This is a genomic window from Bradyrhizobium sp. SZCCHNGR1005, assembly GCF_032489995.1.
In the GTDB taxonomy this organism is placed as follows: domain Bacteria; phylum Pseudomonadota; class Alphaproteobacteria; order Rhizobiales; family Xanthobacteraceae; genus Bradyrhizobium.
The window spans coordinates 149,206-164,472 of sequence record NZ_JAUEZC010000005.1; the positions used below are offsets into that span (position 1 = coordinate 149,206).

Genomic DNA, 15,267 nt, shown 5'->3' on the forward strand with positions numbered 1-15,267 from the left:
GACGCGGAAAATTGGCATACTCTTCCTCAGCAGGGGGCGATGGGCATTCGCCGAACTCTGGAGAGAAACCAACGGCCGCGCGAAGCGAAATCGTCAAGGCGATCGTTGCTGGAGTCTGCGGCAGCCTGGCCCACCTGCTGTTGATGTCCTTCAAGTCTTGGTCGGGACTGCTTCCCTCGTTCCAGCCCTATGAAAGCCTGCAAGCCACTCTCAACCAGATCACGGGCAGCTCGGTCGATCCAATCGTGCCCTGGGCACTGTCCTTCCTGAATGGCTCGACAATCATCGGCCTGGTCTTCGGTCAGCTTTATCGATCGCTGCCAGGCTCCTCCGGCGCAGTCAAAGGCGCGGTGTACGGCCTGCTCGGCTGGCTCGTCATGGGAGTTCTATTCTTCCCGATGATCGGTCTCGGCGCCTTCGCGACAGGCGCCGGGCTTGGCGTCGCTCCCGCCCTGTTCTCACTTGCCATGCTGCTCACCTACAGCGTGGTTCTCGGCAGCGTCTATGGCGCGCTCGATCGCGCAGGCAGCTGATGGTCCAATCTCATCGCGACCCGGTCGCGCGGGACGCGGAGCGGATCAAGCGGCCCTCACACCGTCGATGAACTTCTTGACCTCCAGCTTGAGCCTTGCGCTGTCGCCGGCCAGCGACTTCGCCGCCGACAGAACTTGCGACGCCGCCGAGCCGGTGTCGACGGCACCGCGCTGCACGTCGGTCACGTTGGCCGAGACCTGCTGGGTGCCCGCCGCGGCATGCTGAACGTTTCGCGAGATCTCCTGGGTTGCTGCGCCCTGCTGCTCCACCGCCGCAGCAATGGTGGAGGAGATTTCCGACAGCTTCTCGATCGTGCCGCTGATCTCCCTGATCGCTCCGACCGACTCCTGCGTCGCGGCCTGGATGCCGGAGATCTGCTGACCGATCTCCCCGGTGGCCTTGGCCGTCTGCTCGGCCAGCGTCTTGACCTCCGAAGCGACCACCGCAAACCCGCGGCCGGCGTCGCCGGCCCGCGCAGCCTCGATCGTGGCGTTGAGCGCGAGCAGATTGGTCTGCCCGGCGATCGTATTGATCAGTTCGACCACATCGCCGATGCGCGCGGCTGCCTTGGAGAGCTCGCTGACCTGCTCATTGGTCCGGCGCGCCTGCGCCACGGCCTCGTTGGCCATGCGAGCCGAGTCCTGGACCTGTCGGCTGATCTCGTTGACGGACGCCGACAATTCCTCGGTCGCCGATGCCACGGATTGCACGTTGGTGCAGGCTTCCTCGGACGCCGTGGTGACGGCGGTCGCCAGATTCTCCGCGCGATTGGCGGTGTTGCTGAGGCCACCGGCGTGACCTTCCAACGCGCTTGATGCGGAGGAGACGGTCTCGACGATCTCGCCCACCGCCGCCTCGAATCGGCCGGTCAGTTCATCGAGCCGCCTGCTGCGCTCCAGCTTCACCTGCGCCTCTTGCTGCGCGATGTCGTCGGCTTCCCTCTTGGCGATCAGCGCCGTTTTGAAGACCTGCAGCGCATCGGCCATCATGCCGATCTCAGTCCTCTCCCCACGATGCGGTATTTCCGTCGCGAGATCCCCCTCGCCCAGCGCCTGCATGGGCCGGATGATCGAGGCGATGCACCGGGCGATGTCGCGAATGAACCAGAAGCCCACACCGATGCCGATGAGGACGGCAAGGACGACGATTGTCGACACCGTCGTGAATGCCTGCGCATAGCCCTCGGCGGCGATCCTGGTCTCGGCGTCGGCGCCTCGATTGTTGAGGTCGATGGCCTTCTTCAGATATTCGTCCGACTGATTGGCGATGCTCCGGACCGTCTTGTTGAACAGCTCGCTCGCCTGCTTGGTCGCATTACCGTTCCCGTTGCGCAGAACGTCGAGCACCCCATCCGCCGCCTTCACATATTGCTCCCAGCCGCGCGACCAATTGTCGAACAGGCTGCGCTCCTCGGCCGACGAAATCATCGCCTCGTAGGACCGGCGTGCTCCTCCAATGACCGCGAGCGTCGCCTTCATGTTCCGGTCGAGAGTGTCCCTCTCCTCGGCGGAGTCGGCCGTCATGTAGGCACGAAGCTGGGCCCGGTTGAGATTGATTGCGGATCGCAATTCGCCGAGTACGCGTACGCTCGGCAGCCAATTGTTGGCGATCTGCTCCGTGTGCGTGTTGATCGCCTGCATGCCCCGGACGGCGAGCAAACCGAGCGCCGTCATGGCAGCCAGCAGCAGCGCGATGACGACGACCATCTTTCCCCGGATCGACAGTTGCGACATCTCGCGTCCTTTTCGTTGCTCGACGGTTGTGTCGCCCGACCAGTGATGGCGCCGTCCCAACGATAAAAGGTAACATCCAACGTTCGTGAAATGGTTAACGCGGCTGGCTACAGAGCGCATCTGTGTGCTGCGGACTAACAAGCTCAGATCATGAGCGGCCAGCCACGGCTTGCGGATGGGCCACGACCGATTCGGAGCAGATCGGCCGGACCGGCGGCCAAGCGCTGCGTCAATGACTGAAGCGTGTCACCTTCATGGACGGGATTAGTTCCCTTGCTTCGGGCCAACGTCCGCGCGAAGCCTTTGGTGGCACCCAATACCGGCGGGCAAGACCTTCCTTCGAGTCCATCGCAGCGATCTGGACAACGCTGCACCGTCACGAAGATGTCAGTTGCCACACGGGCTCGCCCGCGCCACCCATCCACAATGGAGACGACCGTCCTTCGATGAGAGCCCAGACGATCACGTTGCCCCCGACGATCCGCCGCATGACGGCGGCGCTGTTGGTGCTCGTGTTGAGCCTGGCTTCCTTGCTCGGAACGTTCAATTCCGCATCGGCCAGCAATTCCGGCCCCCGCGAAATCTCGGAATGGTCGGGCTCCACGACCGCCGCCCCGAAGCCTTGCAAGAGGGCCGTCCTGCCCGGCGCCGTCAACACGTGCCCGTTCGCCGGTCTCAGCCTCACGGCCGTGCCAGCGAACGAAAGCGACACTGTTCAGCCATTCCCGGCCGTCCAGGTCGTAACGTGGCGCCCGCACAATGATGTCTTGCCGGCGCAGTGCAACGCATCGTCCCCCTATCGCCCGCCCAGCCACATCTCCTAGGCACGCGGTCTTGATCTTGTCGCGCGCAACGTAACGCTGCGACCTGAACAGACGAACATCCATCATTGATCGCACGCTAAAGATCGGCGCCGAGCGTCCCATGAGTTGTGACGGCCCTGTGGCCGTACCGGCTGCGCAGCCGCTCACGCGGCACGATCAATGCCCGCACATCAATGCCAAGGGAGATCATCATGTCCATCCGTCTTACCGGCTTGGCCGCGCTGCTGCTCGGAGCACTGCAATCCTCCCCGGAAGTCGCAGTTGCCGGCCGACTGCCGCAGCAGGCCGAGGTCGATGCACGCTTGCTGATCGGCGACGCCACGGCAGAGGGCAGCACGGCCGCGGCATGGGCCGGATTGGATGTCCGCCTCGCGCCGGGCTGGCACACCTATTGGCGCTCCGCCGGGGATGCCGGTGCGCCACCCGAATTCGACTGGTCGGGCTCGCGCAACGTCGCCGATGTCAGCGTCGAATGGCCGGCTCCCCGTCGCTTCAGCGAACAGGACGTCGACACGTTCGGCTATGTCGATCACGTCCTGTTTCCGCTGCGAGTACGCCTGCAGGACGGCTCGGCGCCGGCGCACCTGGCGCTGAAAGCTGTGCTGTACGTCTGTTCCGAAATCTGTACGCAGCAAGAGGCGAACCTACAGGCCGATATTTCGCCGACATCCAGCCAGCCCGAGAACCAGGCGCAAATCGATGCGTGGCGGCAGCGGGTGCCACGCGAGACGTCTCCCACTCTCTCAATCACTTCGCTGCGCCTGGAGCGGCAGCCCTCGCCGCAGCTGAGGCTCGAGGTGCATGCCTCGCCATCGCTGAGCGCCATGGACGTGTTCATCGATGGCGACGTCGCCGTGTCGGGCGGACGCGTCCAGGCGAGCCGGCGCGCGGAGAGCGATGTAAGCCTGACCCTACCTGTGCTGGGTCTCGATCAGGCCAAACCATACGCAAAGTTGCGCGTCACCCTCGTGGACGGTGACAGGTCGCTGGAAGCGGTCGTCCCCGACGAGGCCGCCAAGTCGCCCTCAGATTCCACAGCGATCGGGGCCAAGCCCACGCCCGCCGGCAGATCGGCGTCGATCTGGGCAATCCTCGGCATCGCCCTGCTCGGCGGCTTCATCCTGAACTTCATGCCCTGCGTATTCCCGGTGCTGTCGCTCAAGCTGGTCTCGCTGGTCGATCACGGGCATCCCGATTCAGGCTCACCGCGGTCGGCGTTCCTGGCGACGGCAGTCGGCATCGTGGCGTCATTCGGGGTGCTGGCCGCGACGCTCTCCATCCTCAAGGCGAGCGGCAGCGAAGTCGGCTGGGGCCTGCAATTCCAGCAGCCCGCCTTCCTCATCACGATGATCGTCGTGCTGGCCGCATTCGGCGCCAATCTGCTCGGCCTGTTCGAAATCACCCTGCCCTTTTGGATCACCGGCCGCATCGGCAATGCAGGCATGGGCCGAACGGCCACGGCGCATGTCTTCAACGGCTTCGTCATGACGCTGCTGGCGACGCCATGTTCGGCTCCCTTCGTTGGAACGGCCGTGACCTTCGCGCTGTCGCAACAAGCACCTCAGATCATGCTCGTCTTTACTGGTCTCGGCCTCGGCATGGCTTTGCCGTATCTCAGTCTCGCGGCAGCGCCGGGCCTCGCCGCGCTGTTCCCGCGACCCGGCCGCTGGATGTTGACGCTACGCGCCCTCGCGGCTGCCGCCATGCTCGCGACCGCGCTGTGGCTGCTCACGATCCTCGCCGAGATCAGTGGGCCGACGTCGGCCGCCCTGCTCGCGATCACATTGCTCTCGCTGGTCACGGTGCTGGCGGCACGCCGCTTCCAAATGCGACGTGCGATGGGCGCAGCCGGCGTTGCCGTGATGCTCGGCCTGGCGGTAATGGCCGCCACCCGCATCACCGAGCCCGCCGCAACGGCCGCCGCCAGAGAGATCGCGTGGCAGCCATTGGTGCCTGCCGATATCGCCACGCAGGTGCGTGCCGGCCGCACCGTCTTCGTCGATATCGGAGCCGCCTGGTGCGTCACGTGCAAGGTCAATGAGAAGCTGGTCATCGACAGCTCTGCGGTGAGACACCGCCTGACCACGGATGTCGTTCCCGTCAAGGCGGATTGGACGACGCCCAACGAGGCGATCTCCGCCTATCTCAGATCCTACGACCGCTACGGCCTGCCCTTCAATGCCGTGTTCGGACCGAAAGCGCCGACCGGCATCCTGCTGCCAGAGCTCCTGACGCAGAAGCTCGTGCTCGACGCCATCGATACCGCATCCGCCACCTCTCACTGACCACCGAAAGAAAGATAGAATATGACAATCAAGACACTGGCCGCATCGCTCGCCGCGGCTCTCCTCCTCGCCGTCGCCGCTCTGCCGGGCACCGTTCGTGCTGCCGACGACGATGATGGCGACATCCTGAGCGAAGCTCGCATCCTCCATGATCCCGACATTCCAGCCTTCGGCAATGCGGACGGAGACATCACCATCGTCGAATATTTCGACTATCAGTGCCCCTATTGTCGCAAGGTCAGCCCCGATCTCGCCAAGGTCGTGCGCGAGGACGGCCATGTCAGATGGATCATCAAGGATTGGCCCATTTTCGGCGGCCCCTCGATCTACGCCGCTCGCCTGGCGCTGGCGGCGAAATATCAGGACAAGTTCAAGGAAGCATATGAAGCGCTGATCGCGCAGCATGAGAAGCTTTCGGAGGACAAGGTCGACGCGGCGCTCGCTGCGGCCGGCATCGACATCGCCCGCGCCAAGAACGATCTTGCCGCTAACAGCAGCACCATCGATGCCGTTCTGGCACGCAATCACGAACAAGCGGTCGCGCTTAGTTTCCGCGGGACCCCCGCTTTCATCATCGGGCACTTCCGCGTCCCCGGCGCTCCCAACGCACAGGCGTTCAAGCAGGCGATCGCTGACGCGCGTGCGGCCGCGCGCCGCAAATGACGCGGCGGCGCATCGTTCAGCTTAGAAGCCACCGTCGCGGTTAAACGGCGTCTCGGCCCAAGGAACCGTAACGACGGGCCGCGGTTGAGTCTCAGCGGTCAGCTCCGAGACGGAACTGCGGTCCCGGGACCCAGCCTGGTCCAGGCTTCAATTGGTCCGTGGGGCCATCGTTTTTGACGCCGAAGCGCCCAACGGCACCCTTGAAATCGTTTCAAGAGCCGTACCGCGAGCAGCAAGCTTGATCATGAAGTGAAACGCAGGCGATGCCTCGGCGTCGCCTGTGTTCGGGCTCCAAATTCGCATCGCCTCGACGTAGGTTAAGATTCTGGATTTGGGCGAGCTGATCGCGCAACATAGGTTTTGCTCAATAGGTTTTGCTCAATGGATCTTACCGAGATCGAGCGCCATTTCCTGGCTCGGCTGGTTTCCGAGCCCTGGATCAGCCCGCCCATGTTCGACCATGAGCGCATCGCAAGACTTATCGAACTCGGATTGGTGGAAACTGAGCCGCTCGCCTCTGGCGAGGTCGCATACAGGATCACGGAGGCCGGCCGAGCTGCCCTATAGGTTCTTGGGAGCAGGCCCATGGAGGCGTCGATGAGCACGGTCGCGAAGCTGCTAGCCCAAAAGCAACAGTTGATCGAGCGCCTGGACGAAAATCCCGGTCCGCAGGAATCCGAAGAGATTCAGCACCTCCTGCGCAAGATCGAAGCTGCCTTGGAGCTGCTCGCGGAGGCCGGACCGGGGACGAGCTCCGGAAATGACGATTAGGTCGCTCGCCCCGCAACAGATGCGAATGCTGGCTCACGATCGCGCCCAAATCGCGACCGATGAAAGAGCCGAGCGAATGGTATTCTCAACTTTACGCCTTCACTTGATCCTGCAGGCGCGATCGCGCTTGCTCCACGCAAAGCCTGGTCCGCACGGGGGCCGCGGCTGAATCCCGGCCGGGCATTCGTTCCGCACCGGTGCACCTCTGTCCCAGCCGTCCACCATGCAGCCGCCGTTGCTCCCGGCATGGCAGCCAGGCCCACATCCGTCAGCGGCCCGCACCGGGCCGATGCCCACCATCAGTGCGGACGCGAACAGGACCGCCAGGAAAAGTCTTGCCATGGTTTCCTCCCTGATTCCTGCGTTCAAAAATGAGACGAATCGAGGCTCAGTTTGCAATTCCGGGCCAAGTGGTCCGGTTCCTGGCAGACTTAGCAGCGCAACGAAACGCCACCAAACTGCGCACACTTTTCACACGCGCTCAGCCGCCCCATGGTCATTGATAAGGCCGCTCCGGCAGCGCTTGCGCGCGCAGCGTCCGTCGGTTAGCCCTGAATCGTCGCTCGGGAGGATCGGAGCATGCGTTGGTTATCAATCGGCTTGGCCCTGCTGCTGATCGCCAGCAAGGCGAACGCGGCCTGCACCTGCCGCTGCGTTGATGGCCAGGTCCAGCCGATCTGCGACCGCGCCGGCGATCTTCCACGCCCGTGTCCGCCGACACTCTGCCCGCTTCCGGCGCCGTCGGTTGCGCCGCTCAATCGGCCCACCCTGCCGCCGCTCGGGACCTCGCAATGCCGGCAGGCTCAGGTATGCGGCCCGTCCGGCTGCGGATGGCAAGAGGTCTGCCGGTAATTAACCCGATCGGGCGAATGATCGATCCGGTGAGCAGCTGCACGCGCGAGACATTTAGTCACAGCTTCACGCCAAAATGATTCCCGCAAATTAGCCAATCTTCTTCCCAACAATACGGGCGTTTCTAAGTAGTTCGGGACAGCATCAGGAAGGGTCATCGCATGTCTCCTAAGCTCACGCCGCGTCAGGTCATCGCCAGATCGTACCCGACCTGGGACTATGCCATGGCCGATCGACTGATCGCCTGGCTTGATGATTGTGGCTACACAATCGTCGAGAAATCCGAGATCAACGGGAGCGATCAACTTCTTCTATCGGACGCCGACGCAAGGCTTGCTCCCGCCTGTTGACCACGGGCAACTTGGACAGCCGGCTCAGACCAACATGCGGGCCTAGGAACGCCCTGCACACCGGGTTGTGAGTATGGTCCGGACCCGACATGGAACCCGCCCGGTACTTCACGGTTTGTGTCGAGACGATTGAGGACAGCGCAAGCCAAGAGGATTCGCAACGATGTCTCGCAAGCTTACGCCGCGGCAGGTCATTGCCCGCTCCTATCCGACCTGGGACTACGCCATGGCCGACCGACTGATCGCCTGGCTCGGCGATTGTGGTTACGAAATTGTCGAGAAGGATTCCCACCGGGACGCAAGCCTGGTTCCTGCCGATGCCAAGCCTCAGGATCGGACGAAACTGGAGCCGGCCCACTAACTCGTTGCAGCGAGCTCCGACGGTCGCACGCATCACGTGCGCTTCACTTTTGAGCGAACGCATGGCAAGGCGGGCTCACAAATGATCCCGCCTTGTATCTTTTGAGGATCTTACATGAGGCCGAGGCGCCTTCCGCGAGGGCGTTGGCGCGGAGAGGTCACGCCAGGAGCTGCTTCTCGATCTCGTAGACCGGCATCTTCACGAGGTCCTTATGGATCTCGCCATGCAGCGCCTTGCGGACCGCATCAGAATAGTCGGCACGTATCATGCCAAGCGCCCGCGGTGATGCGACAACCGTCAGCGCCCTTGTCTCTCCGGCGAGAACAGCCTGATGCAGCCGCCCAGCCAGTGACTTCAGAAACATTCGTTCCGCTTCGTCATGCCAATCGGATTGGTCGACCGAGCTGCGGGCCGTGCCAAATGACGGTTGCACCGAACCAGGCTCATCGGCACCGAGCGCAGCCGTACGCTCATCGGGATGCTCACGCACTTCCTTGGTGTGCAGGTTCGGAAACATGCTGTCCCCGATGTTTTCCAGGATCAATGCCTTGCGCCCGTCGCAAACGACGACCCAGTCTCCGGTTCCAATTTTCATCTTATCCATGAGCATGCTCCAACCTTGCAGCCAGCCAACCTTCCGGCCAGCTAGATGCTCTCTTCAAAATCTTCCAGCGACAGCCCGAACTCCGAGAGCGCCTCTTCCAAATAGTCGCCGAGCATCGGAGTCTCGATCAAATACGCCGCTGTGCGGTTATTGTGGGCCTGAGCGGCCTGCGCCCGCAGTTCATCCCAATTCTCGAGCCCACCGTCACCCCGACCAAGCCACATCAGAGCGACCAGATCGATCTGCTCGTCGACATTGAGGCCTTGAATGAAGCTCGCCACTTCAGCGCGGTCGGTGCTCCTGCCACGCCCGCCCGAACCGTGAACCGTGTCGTCATCGGTCAGGTCGGAGAGCAGCTCGGGCTCGGTCGACTCCATCTCGTACTGATGGACCTTGTTCACGACGAACGCGACTTTGTCCGGCGAAATCGTCAAATTTGGAGTTGTTTGCATGCGGCGCCTCCCTGAGCGACCGGGCAACGCCCTTGGTGTCAACACAAACACGCTAAGCGGTCCGGAGGGGGCGTACCTTGCGCAGGATCAAGGCCGCGGCGGGGCACAAGGGCGGACCGGCGCACCGCAGCGCCGGCAGGAACTCACCAAAACTCACATGATCGGGAGCGGCCAAGCTTCTGAACACGAGCACTCTTGCCCGGCGAGACCAGCTGCGCAACATCTCCTGCCGGCCAGCCCATTAGGTCGACGATCGATATCAGCAACATCGACGGAATCACAGATGGTGAAGAGCATAGCAGCGGCAACCGGAATCGCCGCCCTTCTGATCGGCGCGACCGTTCTTCCGGCTGCCGCTCGCGGCGGCCACGGTCTTGGTCATCACTTTGGCGGACACGGATTTGGCCGAGGCTTCCATAGTGCGGGAACGTCGTCCTTCGCAAGCAGCGGCAAGCGCACCGACGATCCCTATGTCAAAGCCGCTTCCGATGAACTCGACAAACTGCTCGACACCAAGATGAAGAGCATCTGCCGCGGCTGCTAGGCCGTAGGTGGTCACCAAGTCGAAGCGAACCAGCCAAAGCCAAAATGCGGCTGCTGCGCGACAACGATCGGACGAGCTGGACGAGCCCTGGCAATCTTCCGCCTCAGCTGCGCCTTCGGCCCGGCTGCCCTTGACCTTGAGCTCGCATCCGCAACATGGACCGAAGTCGGCTTCGCCGAGCGTTGAGCCTCGGTCGGCCGTTGCTTTGATTCGGTCGGCATCATCTGGGCGAACGCCTCACGCGCTGGCGCCGGCGCGGCAGCCGCCTTCGCATTCGGCTCGGCGGCGGCGAGCTGCGAATGCACCGGCGTTGGAATGGACGTATCGATCACCACCCGCTCCGGCCATTTGCGCTCGGACCAGATGCGAATGGCGGGACGATCGGTACCGGAGGTCAGTGTCGACGGAAGCGGAATGTTCGGGAAAATCGCATCGCAGATCAACAGCAGCGCGAGCAGAACACCGCCGACGAACACAAAATAGCGCAATAGGGGCATAACAATACCACTCCGGCCGCGATGCCGCGTGCCTTCGCTACAACGGAGTCCACAAAGATATGTTCCACGCGTGGCCGCCATGGTTCAAACGCAATCACAACTTTAGAAAGAAATTTTTAACTTTTGCTCGCCGCCACCAAGGTGCAGCTGGCCTTGCTGGCGTTAACGTTGACGAATCCGACGTGGACGGCGGTAAAGGTCTTCCGCCCCCTCTTGTCCACCTCGCCGGGAATGACCCGCCGTCGGTCGGTCAGGTGGGTACCGTCCCGCCGGCGAAAGGCGCAGGCGATTTCGACATCCTTCACTGCATAAGGGTTGTTGTTGCGCAGTGTGAACGTCACCAGCGCCTTGGATCCGAGGCCACCGCGCCGCCAGGATTGCGAGCTGATCTTCAGCCCCTCGAGGGGTGATGGCTCGACCGCCGCGGTTGATTTGTCGTCAACGGCAGCGGGTTTCGCAACATCGGCCCGCCCCTCGCCGAGCGATGCATGCCGCGCCTCGGACTCCGATGTCTCCGGCGGCGGCTCCGAAGCCGTCGCGCTCGCGCCTGAATCGTCGCCAGTCGACCTGCCGGTCGACTGCGCCACCGTGCCGTCTGCGCTCTCGCTGTCGTCGACCGACATCACGAGCCACCCGACGGTACCGAACAACAGGATCGCAAGTGCGGCCAGACCGATCAGCGCGGACTTCAAAGCCACGCCGGACTTCGACGCGCGAGGGGCAGCGGACGTGCCCATCCCGCCAAATCGGCGCCACAGCAAACGGTAAAGCCCTGTGCTCATATCGGCACCATCGACTGCCCAGTCAGCGCACCGAAACTATCAATCGACCACAGCAACATTGGTTCCAGGCAAAGCCGACAATTGGAGGGCAGCCAAGCAACCCGACGCAATCCTGCTGGCAGGGATGGCCTTGCCGATCGCCGCTCGCTACCATGATCCCATCACCCTCCATTCCCACCGCCGGCCACCGCGGCGTGGTCAACCATCACGAGAGACTCCAACCATGCCTGAGGTCACCTGGGACCATATTCACCTGCGCAGCCCCGACCCCGAGGCGACCGCGATATGGCTCCGCGATGTTCTCGGCGCTGAGATCATCCGCAGCCCGGGCCGTGTCGACGTCAGACTTGTCGGAGCGAGCGTATTCATCGCCAAGGTCGAGCCGGGCGACGGCGTCAACGCAGCGCCGGCGACGCCGCATCAAGGCCTCGATCATTTCGGCCTGACGGTGAAAGACATCGACATCGTTGCGGCCGAACTGAAAGCCAAGGGCGTGACCTTCACGACCGAGCCGACCACGATCCGGCCCGGCGTGCGCGTCTGCTTCATCCGCGGTCCGCAAGACATCTCGATCGAGTTGCTTGAGCGCGACAGGAAATAAGCGTGAACGCAAGCCCTCGGTCCTAGTGTCGCCGGCCTACGTCATGCTGCCCGGCATGAAGCAGCGGATCGATATGCCCTGATAGCCGCGGATCGGCCACACCATGGTGCGGCCGACCCGGTTCGGTTCGGTGATCACGGCATCGTCCGGGACGTCGAGCCATTCGCCATCGAGCCGCACGCGATAGTGTCCGTCGCGGGTCTCCCAATCGACATCGCTCACCGCCGTGCCGTCGGCATCGGAGCAGCACGGCCCCTTGCCGCTGCGCAGGCCGTCGAACCAGGCCTTCATCTCCGGCGACGAGTTGGCAAACTGGCCGCGATCACGTGCCAAAGCGAGCGGCACGCTGAGCGCGATCAGCAATGCGGCACCTGTGACTTGAAAGCGCGGCTTCAAGCCGGCTGCCTGCTGCCGCCGGTGCGGGTTGCGGGAAAATACCGTTCCGACCAGGTGCGGCGCATGGCCGCCGGAAAAGATCCTGTTGCTCATTTCCACCTTGCTCCAGCACCACCCCACGGTGCGGTAATGGATATGCATCAACCAGGCCATGTTTCGATTCGTTCGCGACTTCGTGACAGTCAAGACGCGGTGCAAAGGAAACCCGGCTGCTCTTCCCGCAAAGCAGCGCGAACGAAGCACCATCGAAGCCGCGCGCCTTGCCTACTCGGCGGCCTGCTCCAACGGCGCGACACGCGGCAGAATGATCTGGATCCGCGTGCCAGCCCCAGGCTCGGAATCGAGTTCGAGCCGGCCGCCGAGCCGATTGGTGACGATGTTGTGGACGATGTGCAGTCCAAGCCCGGTACCGCCCTGGTCGCGGCGGGTGGTGAAGAACGGATCGAACGCGCGGCGGCGCACATCGAGGCTCATGCCGCAACCATCGTCGGAGAAAATGATCTCGACATTATCCCGGCCCGACTCGCGTGCACGGATTTCGATCAGACCAGGCCGTCCGTTGGGAAACGCGTGCGCGACAGCGTTGAGGAACAGATTGGTCAACACCTGGCCATACGGGCCAGGATGGCTGTTCATGATCAGGTTCGGCTGACAGTCGACGTTGAGCGTCAGATTGTGCTTGCGCAGGCTTGGCCGCAGACTCATCACGACCTGTTCAGTCAGATCGGCAAGGTCGAAGGTGCGCTGATCGGAATAGTTGCGGTCGGCTGCGACCTGCTTGAACGACTGGATCAATTCGGCAGCGCGGTTTAAATTCGCGACAAGCTGTCCTGCCGCGTCGCGGTTGGTCTCGAGGAAATCGTTCAAGGAGGAACGGCGGAGTTCACCGCGCGCGACCTCCTCGCCGAAACGCTCCGTCTTGCGTTCGAGCGCCGAGGCAACTGTCAGGCTGATGCCGACGGGATTGTTGATCTCGTGGGCGACACCGGCAACCATGCGCCCGAGGGCGGCGAGCTTCTCGGCCTCGATCAGCGAGGCCTGCGTCTCCCGCAAGTTGCGCAGCGCGGTCTCAGCCGCCTCCTTCGCCTTGCGCATCTCCTGCTCGCTCTTCTTGCGCTCGCAGATGTCGAGCGCGACGGTGACGATCCTGTCGACCTCGCCATCGGCATCCAGGATCGGCAGCTTGTTGACCAGCCATTGCCGCATACTGCCGGTCGCGTCGAGATACTCCTCCTCGTAAAAGCCGAGTCCGGATCGGGTCGCAAGCACCCGCTTGTCGTTCCCGTCGGTCTTGCTTGCACCATAACGCACCATCAATTCGCCGGTGGTATGGCCCAGCGCTTCCTCGGGCTCGACCTTGAAGATGCCGGCCATGTAGCGGTTCATGAGCACATAGCGCAGGTTGCGATCCTTGACGTTGATGACGGCGGGCACGGTGTCGATGACCTGTTGCAGCAGCTTGCGCGCTTCCGCGATCGCGTCCTCCGCGCGCTTCTGATCGGTAATGTCGCGGATAATGCCCTCGTAGCGGATCCCCTCGCCGCTTTCGTCACGCACCACCGTTCCGCTATCCGACAGCCAGCGGATATCGCCATCGCGCCTACGCACCTGGTATTCGAACTCGCGCACCATGCCGTTGCGCCGCATCAGCCGCTGATATTCTTCGCGCGCGGAGGCATGCACATAGATCGTATCGGCGATATCGTTGACGCTGGTGATCAGCTCACTGGCCGTGTCGTACCCCATGATCCTGGCGAGCGCAGGATTGGCGTCGAGCACGAGGCCGCCGGGCGTAGTGACGTAGATGCCGTCGATCGAGGCCTCGAACAGCTTGCGATAGCTTTCTTCGGCCAGCCGCTGCTCGGCGAGCGCACGCACGGCGGCCTCGCGCGCCGCGTCGGCTTCCTGCAAAGTCCGGCGAAACACTTCTGCTGCACGGGCAATATCGCCGATCTCGTTGTCGACATCGGTCTGCGGAATCGAAGTGTCCTTCTCGCCTGCGGCCAGTGAGCGAATCGACCCCGCAATAGAGGCGAGCGGCCGCACCGTGCGGCGGACCACGAAGAGTGCTGCAAAGATGCCGATCAGGACGCCGGCCGCGCCGAGGATGATGCTCTGCCACTTCGTCTCGGCGAGCGTGCGGGCGAAATCGCGCGACAGGACGCGGCCCTGCTGGGCACTGAGCGACCGCAACAGCTCGGTGACGCGCCCGATCAGCCGCCCCTCGGTCCCCAGCACTTCCTTGTCGAGCCGCGCGATCTCGTCCTCGGTCCCGGCGATCGCAATGATGGCGTCGGCGTAGCGGTCGGTCGCCGAACGCAGCGCAGGACCATCGATTTGCAGCGCCCGCATGCTGCGCGCAGCCTGCTCGGCATCGGCAGGATCGCGCGCCAGCAGCGCCGAGCCCACTTGGTTCTGCAACCGGAACAGCGCCCGCGCCGTCATCCGATCCGGATTATCGGCGATCGCCGCCTCGAACTGCACCCGGGCGGCCGGGAGCGTGGCGAGAAGCTCAGCGCGATGGGCGATCAAGGCGCTGATGCGATCGATGCCCTCGCGATAATTGGCGAGCCGCTGCGCGACACCGTCGATCGTGACCTGCTGCTCGGGCGCGAGCCCAAGCCGGGTCTTCTTCAGAAGCGTCCCGAGCTCGGTGGCGGCCTGCTCGACCCGATCGGAGCGCGCTCCCGGATCGGTGACGAAGTCACGCGCCGCCAGCCGAAGCTCGTTCATGCGGCGGTCGATCTCCTCGGAGAGGTCGCCGACATCCTGCAACCGCTGCAACTCGGCAAAGGTCGCATCGATATGGCGGATCGCGATCACGCTCGCCATGCTGGTGGCGGTGATGACGGCGAGCAGCAGAAGAAAGCTGCCAAAGGTCAACTGACCGATGGACAGCGACTTCGGTCGGATACGCTTCAAAACTGCCGCCAAGGCTGCTGGCATACGCATGGTATACGCGCTGGGATCCGCACTACGGAACCCTATTATATACGGGCGACGCGATCATCGCGAGAA

At 63.3% G+C, this 15,267-nt stretch carries 16 protein-coding genes; 7 read left to right on the plus strand and 9 right to left on the minus strand.

Translation table 11 applies throughout. The annotated features are described in order from the left end of the window. Positions 1–11: 11 nt before the first annotated feature. Entirely contained in the window at positions 12–533 is a 522-nt protein-coding gene (locus tag QXZ85_RS22345) for a DUF6789 family protein (RefSeq protein WP_409977595.1), read from the plus strand. 45 nt (positions 534–578) lie between these two features. Here QXZ85_RS22345 and QXZ85_RS22350 read toward each other — a convergent pair whose 3' ends face one another. Next, positions 579–2,267 (minus strand): methyl-accepting chemotaxis protein, encoded by a 1,689-nt coding sequence (locus QXZ85_RS22350; protein ID WP_315743285.1) that lies wholly within the window; start codon positions 2,265–2,267, stop codon positions 579–581. Positions 2,268–2,643: 376 nt separating this feature from the next. Further along, a complete protein-coding gene (locus QXZ85_RS22355; RefSeq protein ID WP_315705712.1) occupies positions 2,644–2,922 on the minus strand; it encodes a hypothetical protein in 279 nt (92 codons plus the stop codon). A 360-nt stretch (positions 2,923–3,282) separates the two neighbouring features. Here QXZ85_RS22355 and QXZ85_RS22360 point away from each other — a divergent pair, with 360 nt between their 5' ends. The 5 genes from QXZ85_RS22360 (at position 3,283) to QXZ85_RS22380 (ending at position 8,373) form a co-directional block, all read left to right on the plus strand. Next, on the plus strand, positions 3,283–5,376 hold the full coding sequence (locus QXZ85_RS22360) for a protein-disulfide reductase DsbD family protein (protein ID WP_315767976.1): 2,094 nt from the start codon (positions 3,283–3,285) through the stop codon (positions 5,374–5,376). A gap of 21 nt (positions 5,377–5,397) precedes the next feature. After that, a complete protein-coding gene (locus tag QXZ85_RS22365) occupies positions 5,398–6,039 on the plus strand; it encodes a DsbA family protein (RefSeq protein ID WP_315767977.1) in 642 nt (213 codons plus the stop codon). Positions 6,040–6,636: 597 nt separating this feature from the next. Beyond that, a complete protein-coding gene (locus QXZ85_RS22370; RefSeq protein WP_315705709.1) occupies positions 6,637–6,810 on the plus strand; it encodes a hypothetical protein in 174 nt (57 codons plus the stop codon). A gap of 1,013 nt (positions 6,811–7,823) precedes the next feature. After that, complete coding sequence (locus QXZ85_RS22375) at positions 7,824–8,012, plus strand: hypothetical protein (protein WP_315705707.1); 189 nt, start codon at positions 7,824–7,826, stop codon at positions 8,010–8,012. Positions 8,013–8,175: 163 nt separating this feature from the next. Beyond that, on the plus strand, positions 8,176–8,373 hold the full coding sequence (locus QXZ85_RS22380; RefSeq protein ID WP_315727922.1) for a hypothetical protein: 198 nt from the start codon (positions 8,176–8,178) through the stop codon (positions 8,371–8,373). Between the two features lie 157 nt (positions 8,374–8,530). Here QXZ85_RS22380 and QXZ85_RS22385 read toward each other — a convergent pair whose 3' ends face one another. From QXZ85_RS22385 to QXZ85_RS22405, 5 genes are all read right to left on the minus strand, one after another. After that, positions 8,531–8,977 carry a host attachment protein gene (locus QXZ85_RS22385; RefSeq protein WP_315705705.1) on the minus strand — a complete coding sequence of 149 codons (447 nt, stop codon included), beginning with the start codon at positions 8,975–8,977 and terminating at the stop codon, positions 8,531–8,533. Between the two features lie 41 nt (positions 8,978–9,018). Beyond that, positions 9,019–9,429: a DUF3775 domain-containing protein gene (locus QXZ85_RS22390; RefSeq protein ID WP_315705704.1), complete on the minus strand. Its 411-nt coding sequence runs from the start codon at positions 9,427–9,429 to the stop codon at positions 9,019–9,021. A 277-nt stretch (positions 9,430–9,706) separates the two neighbouring features. Further along, positions 9,707–9,991, minus strand: coding sequence for a hypothetical protein (locus QXZ85_RS22395; RefSeq protein WP_315762283.1), 285 nt, complete (start codon positions 9,989–9,991; stop codon positions 9,707–9,709). Next, complete coding sequence (locus tag QXZ85_RS22400; protein ID WP_315705701.1) at positions 9,985–10,470, minus strand: hypothetical protein; 486 nt, start codon at positions 10,468–10,470, stop codon at positions 9,985–9,987. The genes QXZ85_RS22395 and QXZ85_RS22400 overlap by 7 nt, the downstream gene beginning before the upstream one ends. 116 nt (positions 10,471–10,586) lie before the next feature. Continuing rightward, the gene (locus QXZ85_RS22405; RefSeq protein ID WP_315743214.1) at positions 10,587–11,168 is read right to left on the minus strand and encodes a hypothetical protein; all 582 of its coding nucleotides are present in this window, start codon (positions 11,166–11,168) and stop codon (positions 10,587–10,589) included. Positions 11,169–11,475: 307 nt separating this feature from the next. On the opposite strand from QXZ85_RS22405, the gene QXZ85_RS22410 reads away from it, so the two are divergent. Then, complete coding sequence (locus QXZ85_RS22410) at positions 11,476–11,853, plus strand: VOC family protein (RefSeq protein ID WP_315767978.1); 378 nt, start codon at positions 11,476–11,478, stop codon at positions 11,851–11,853. 36 nt (positions 11,854–11,889) lie between these two features. Here QXZ85_RS22410 and QXZ85_RS22415 read toward each other — a convergent pair whose 3' ends face one another. After that, positions 11,890–12,342: a hypothetical protein gene (locus tag QXZ85_RS22415; RefSeq protein ID WP_315705944.1), complete on the minus strand. Its 453-nt coding sequence runs from the start codon at positions 12,340–12,342 to the stop codon at positions 11,890–11,892. 171 nt (positions 12,343–12,513) lie between these two features. Continuing rightward, positions 12,514–15,195: a PAS domain S-box protein gene (locus tag QXZ85_RS22420; RefSeq protein ID WP_316168765.1), complete on the minus strand. Its 2,682-nt coding sequence runs from the start codon at positions 15,193–15,195 to the stop codon at positions 12,514–12,516. Positions 15,196–15,267 lie beyond the last annotated feature (72 nt).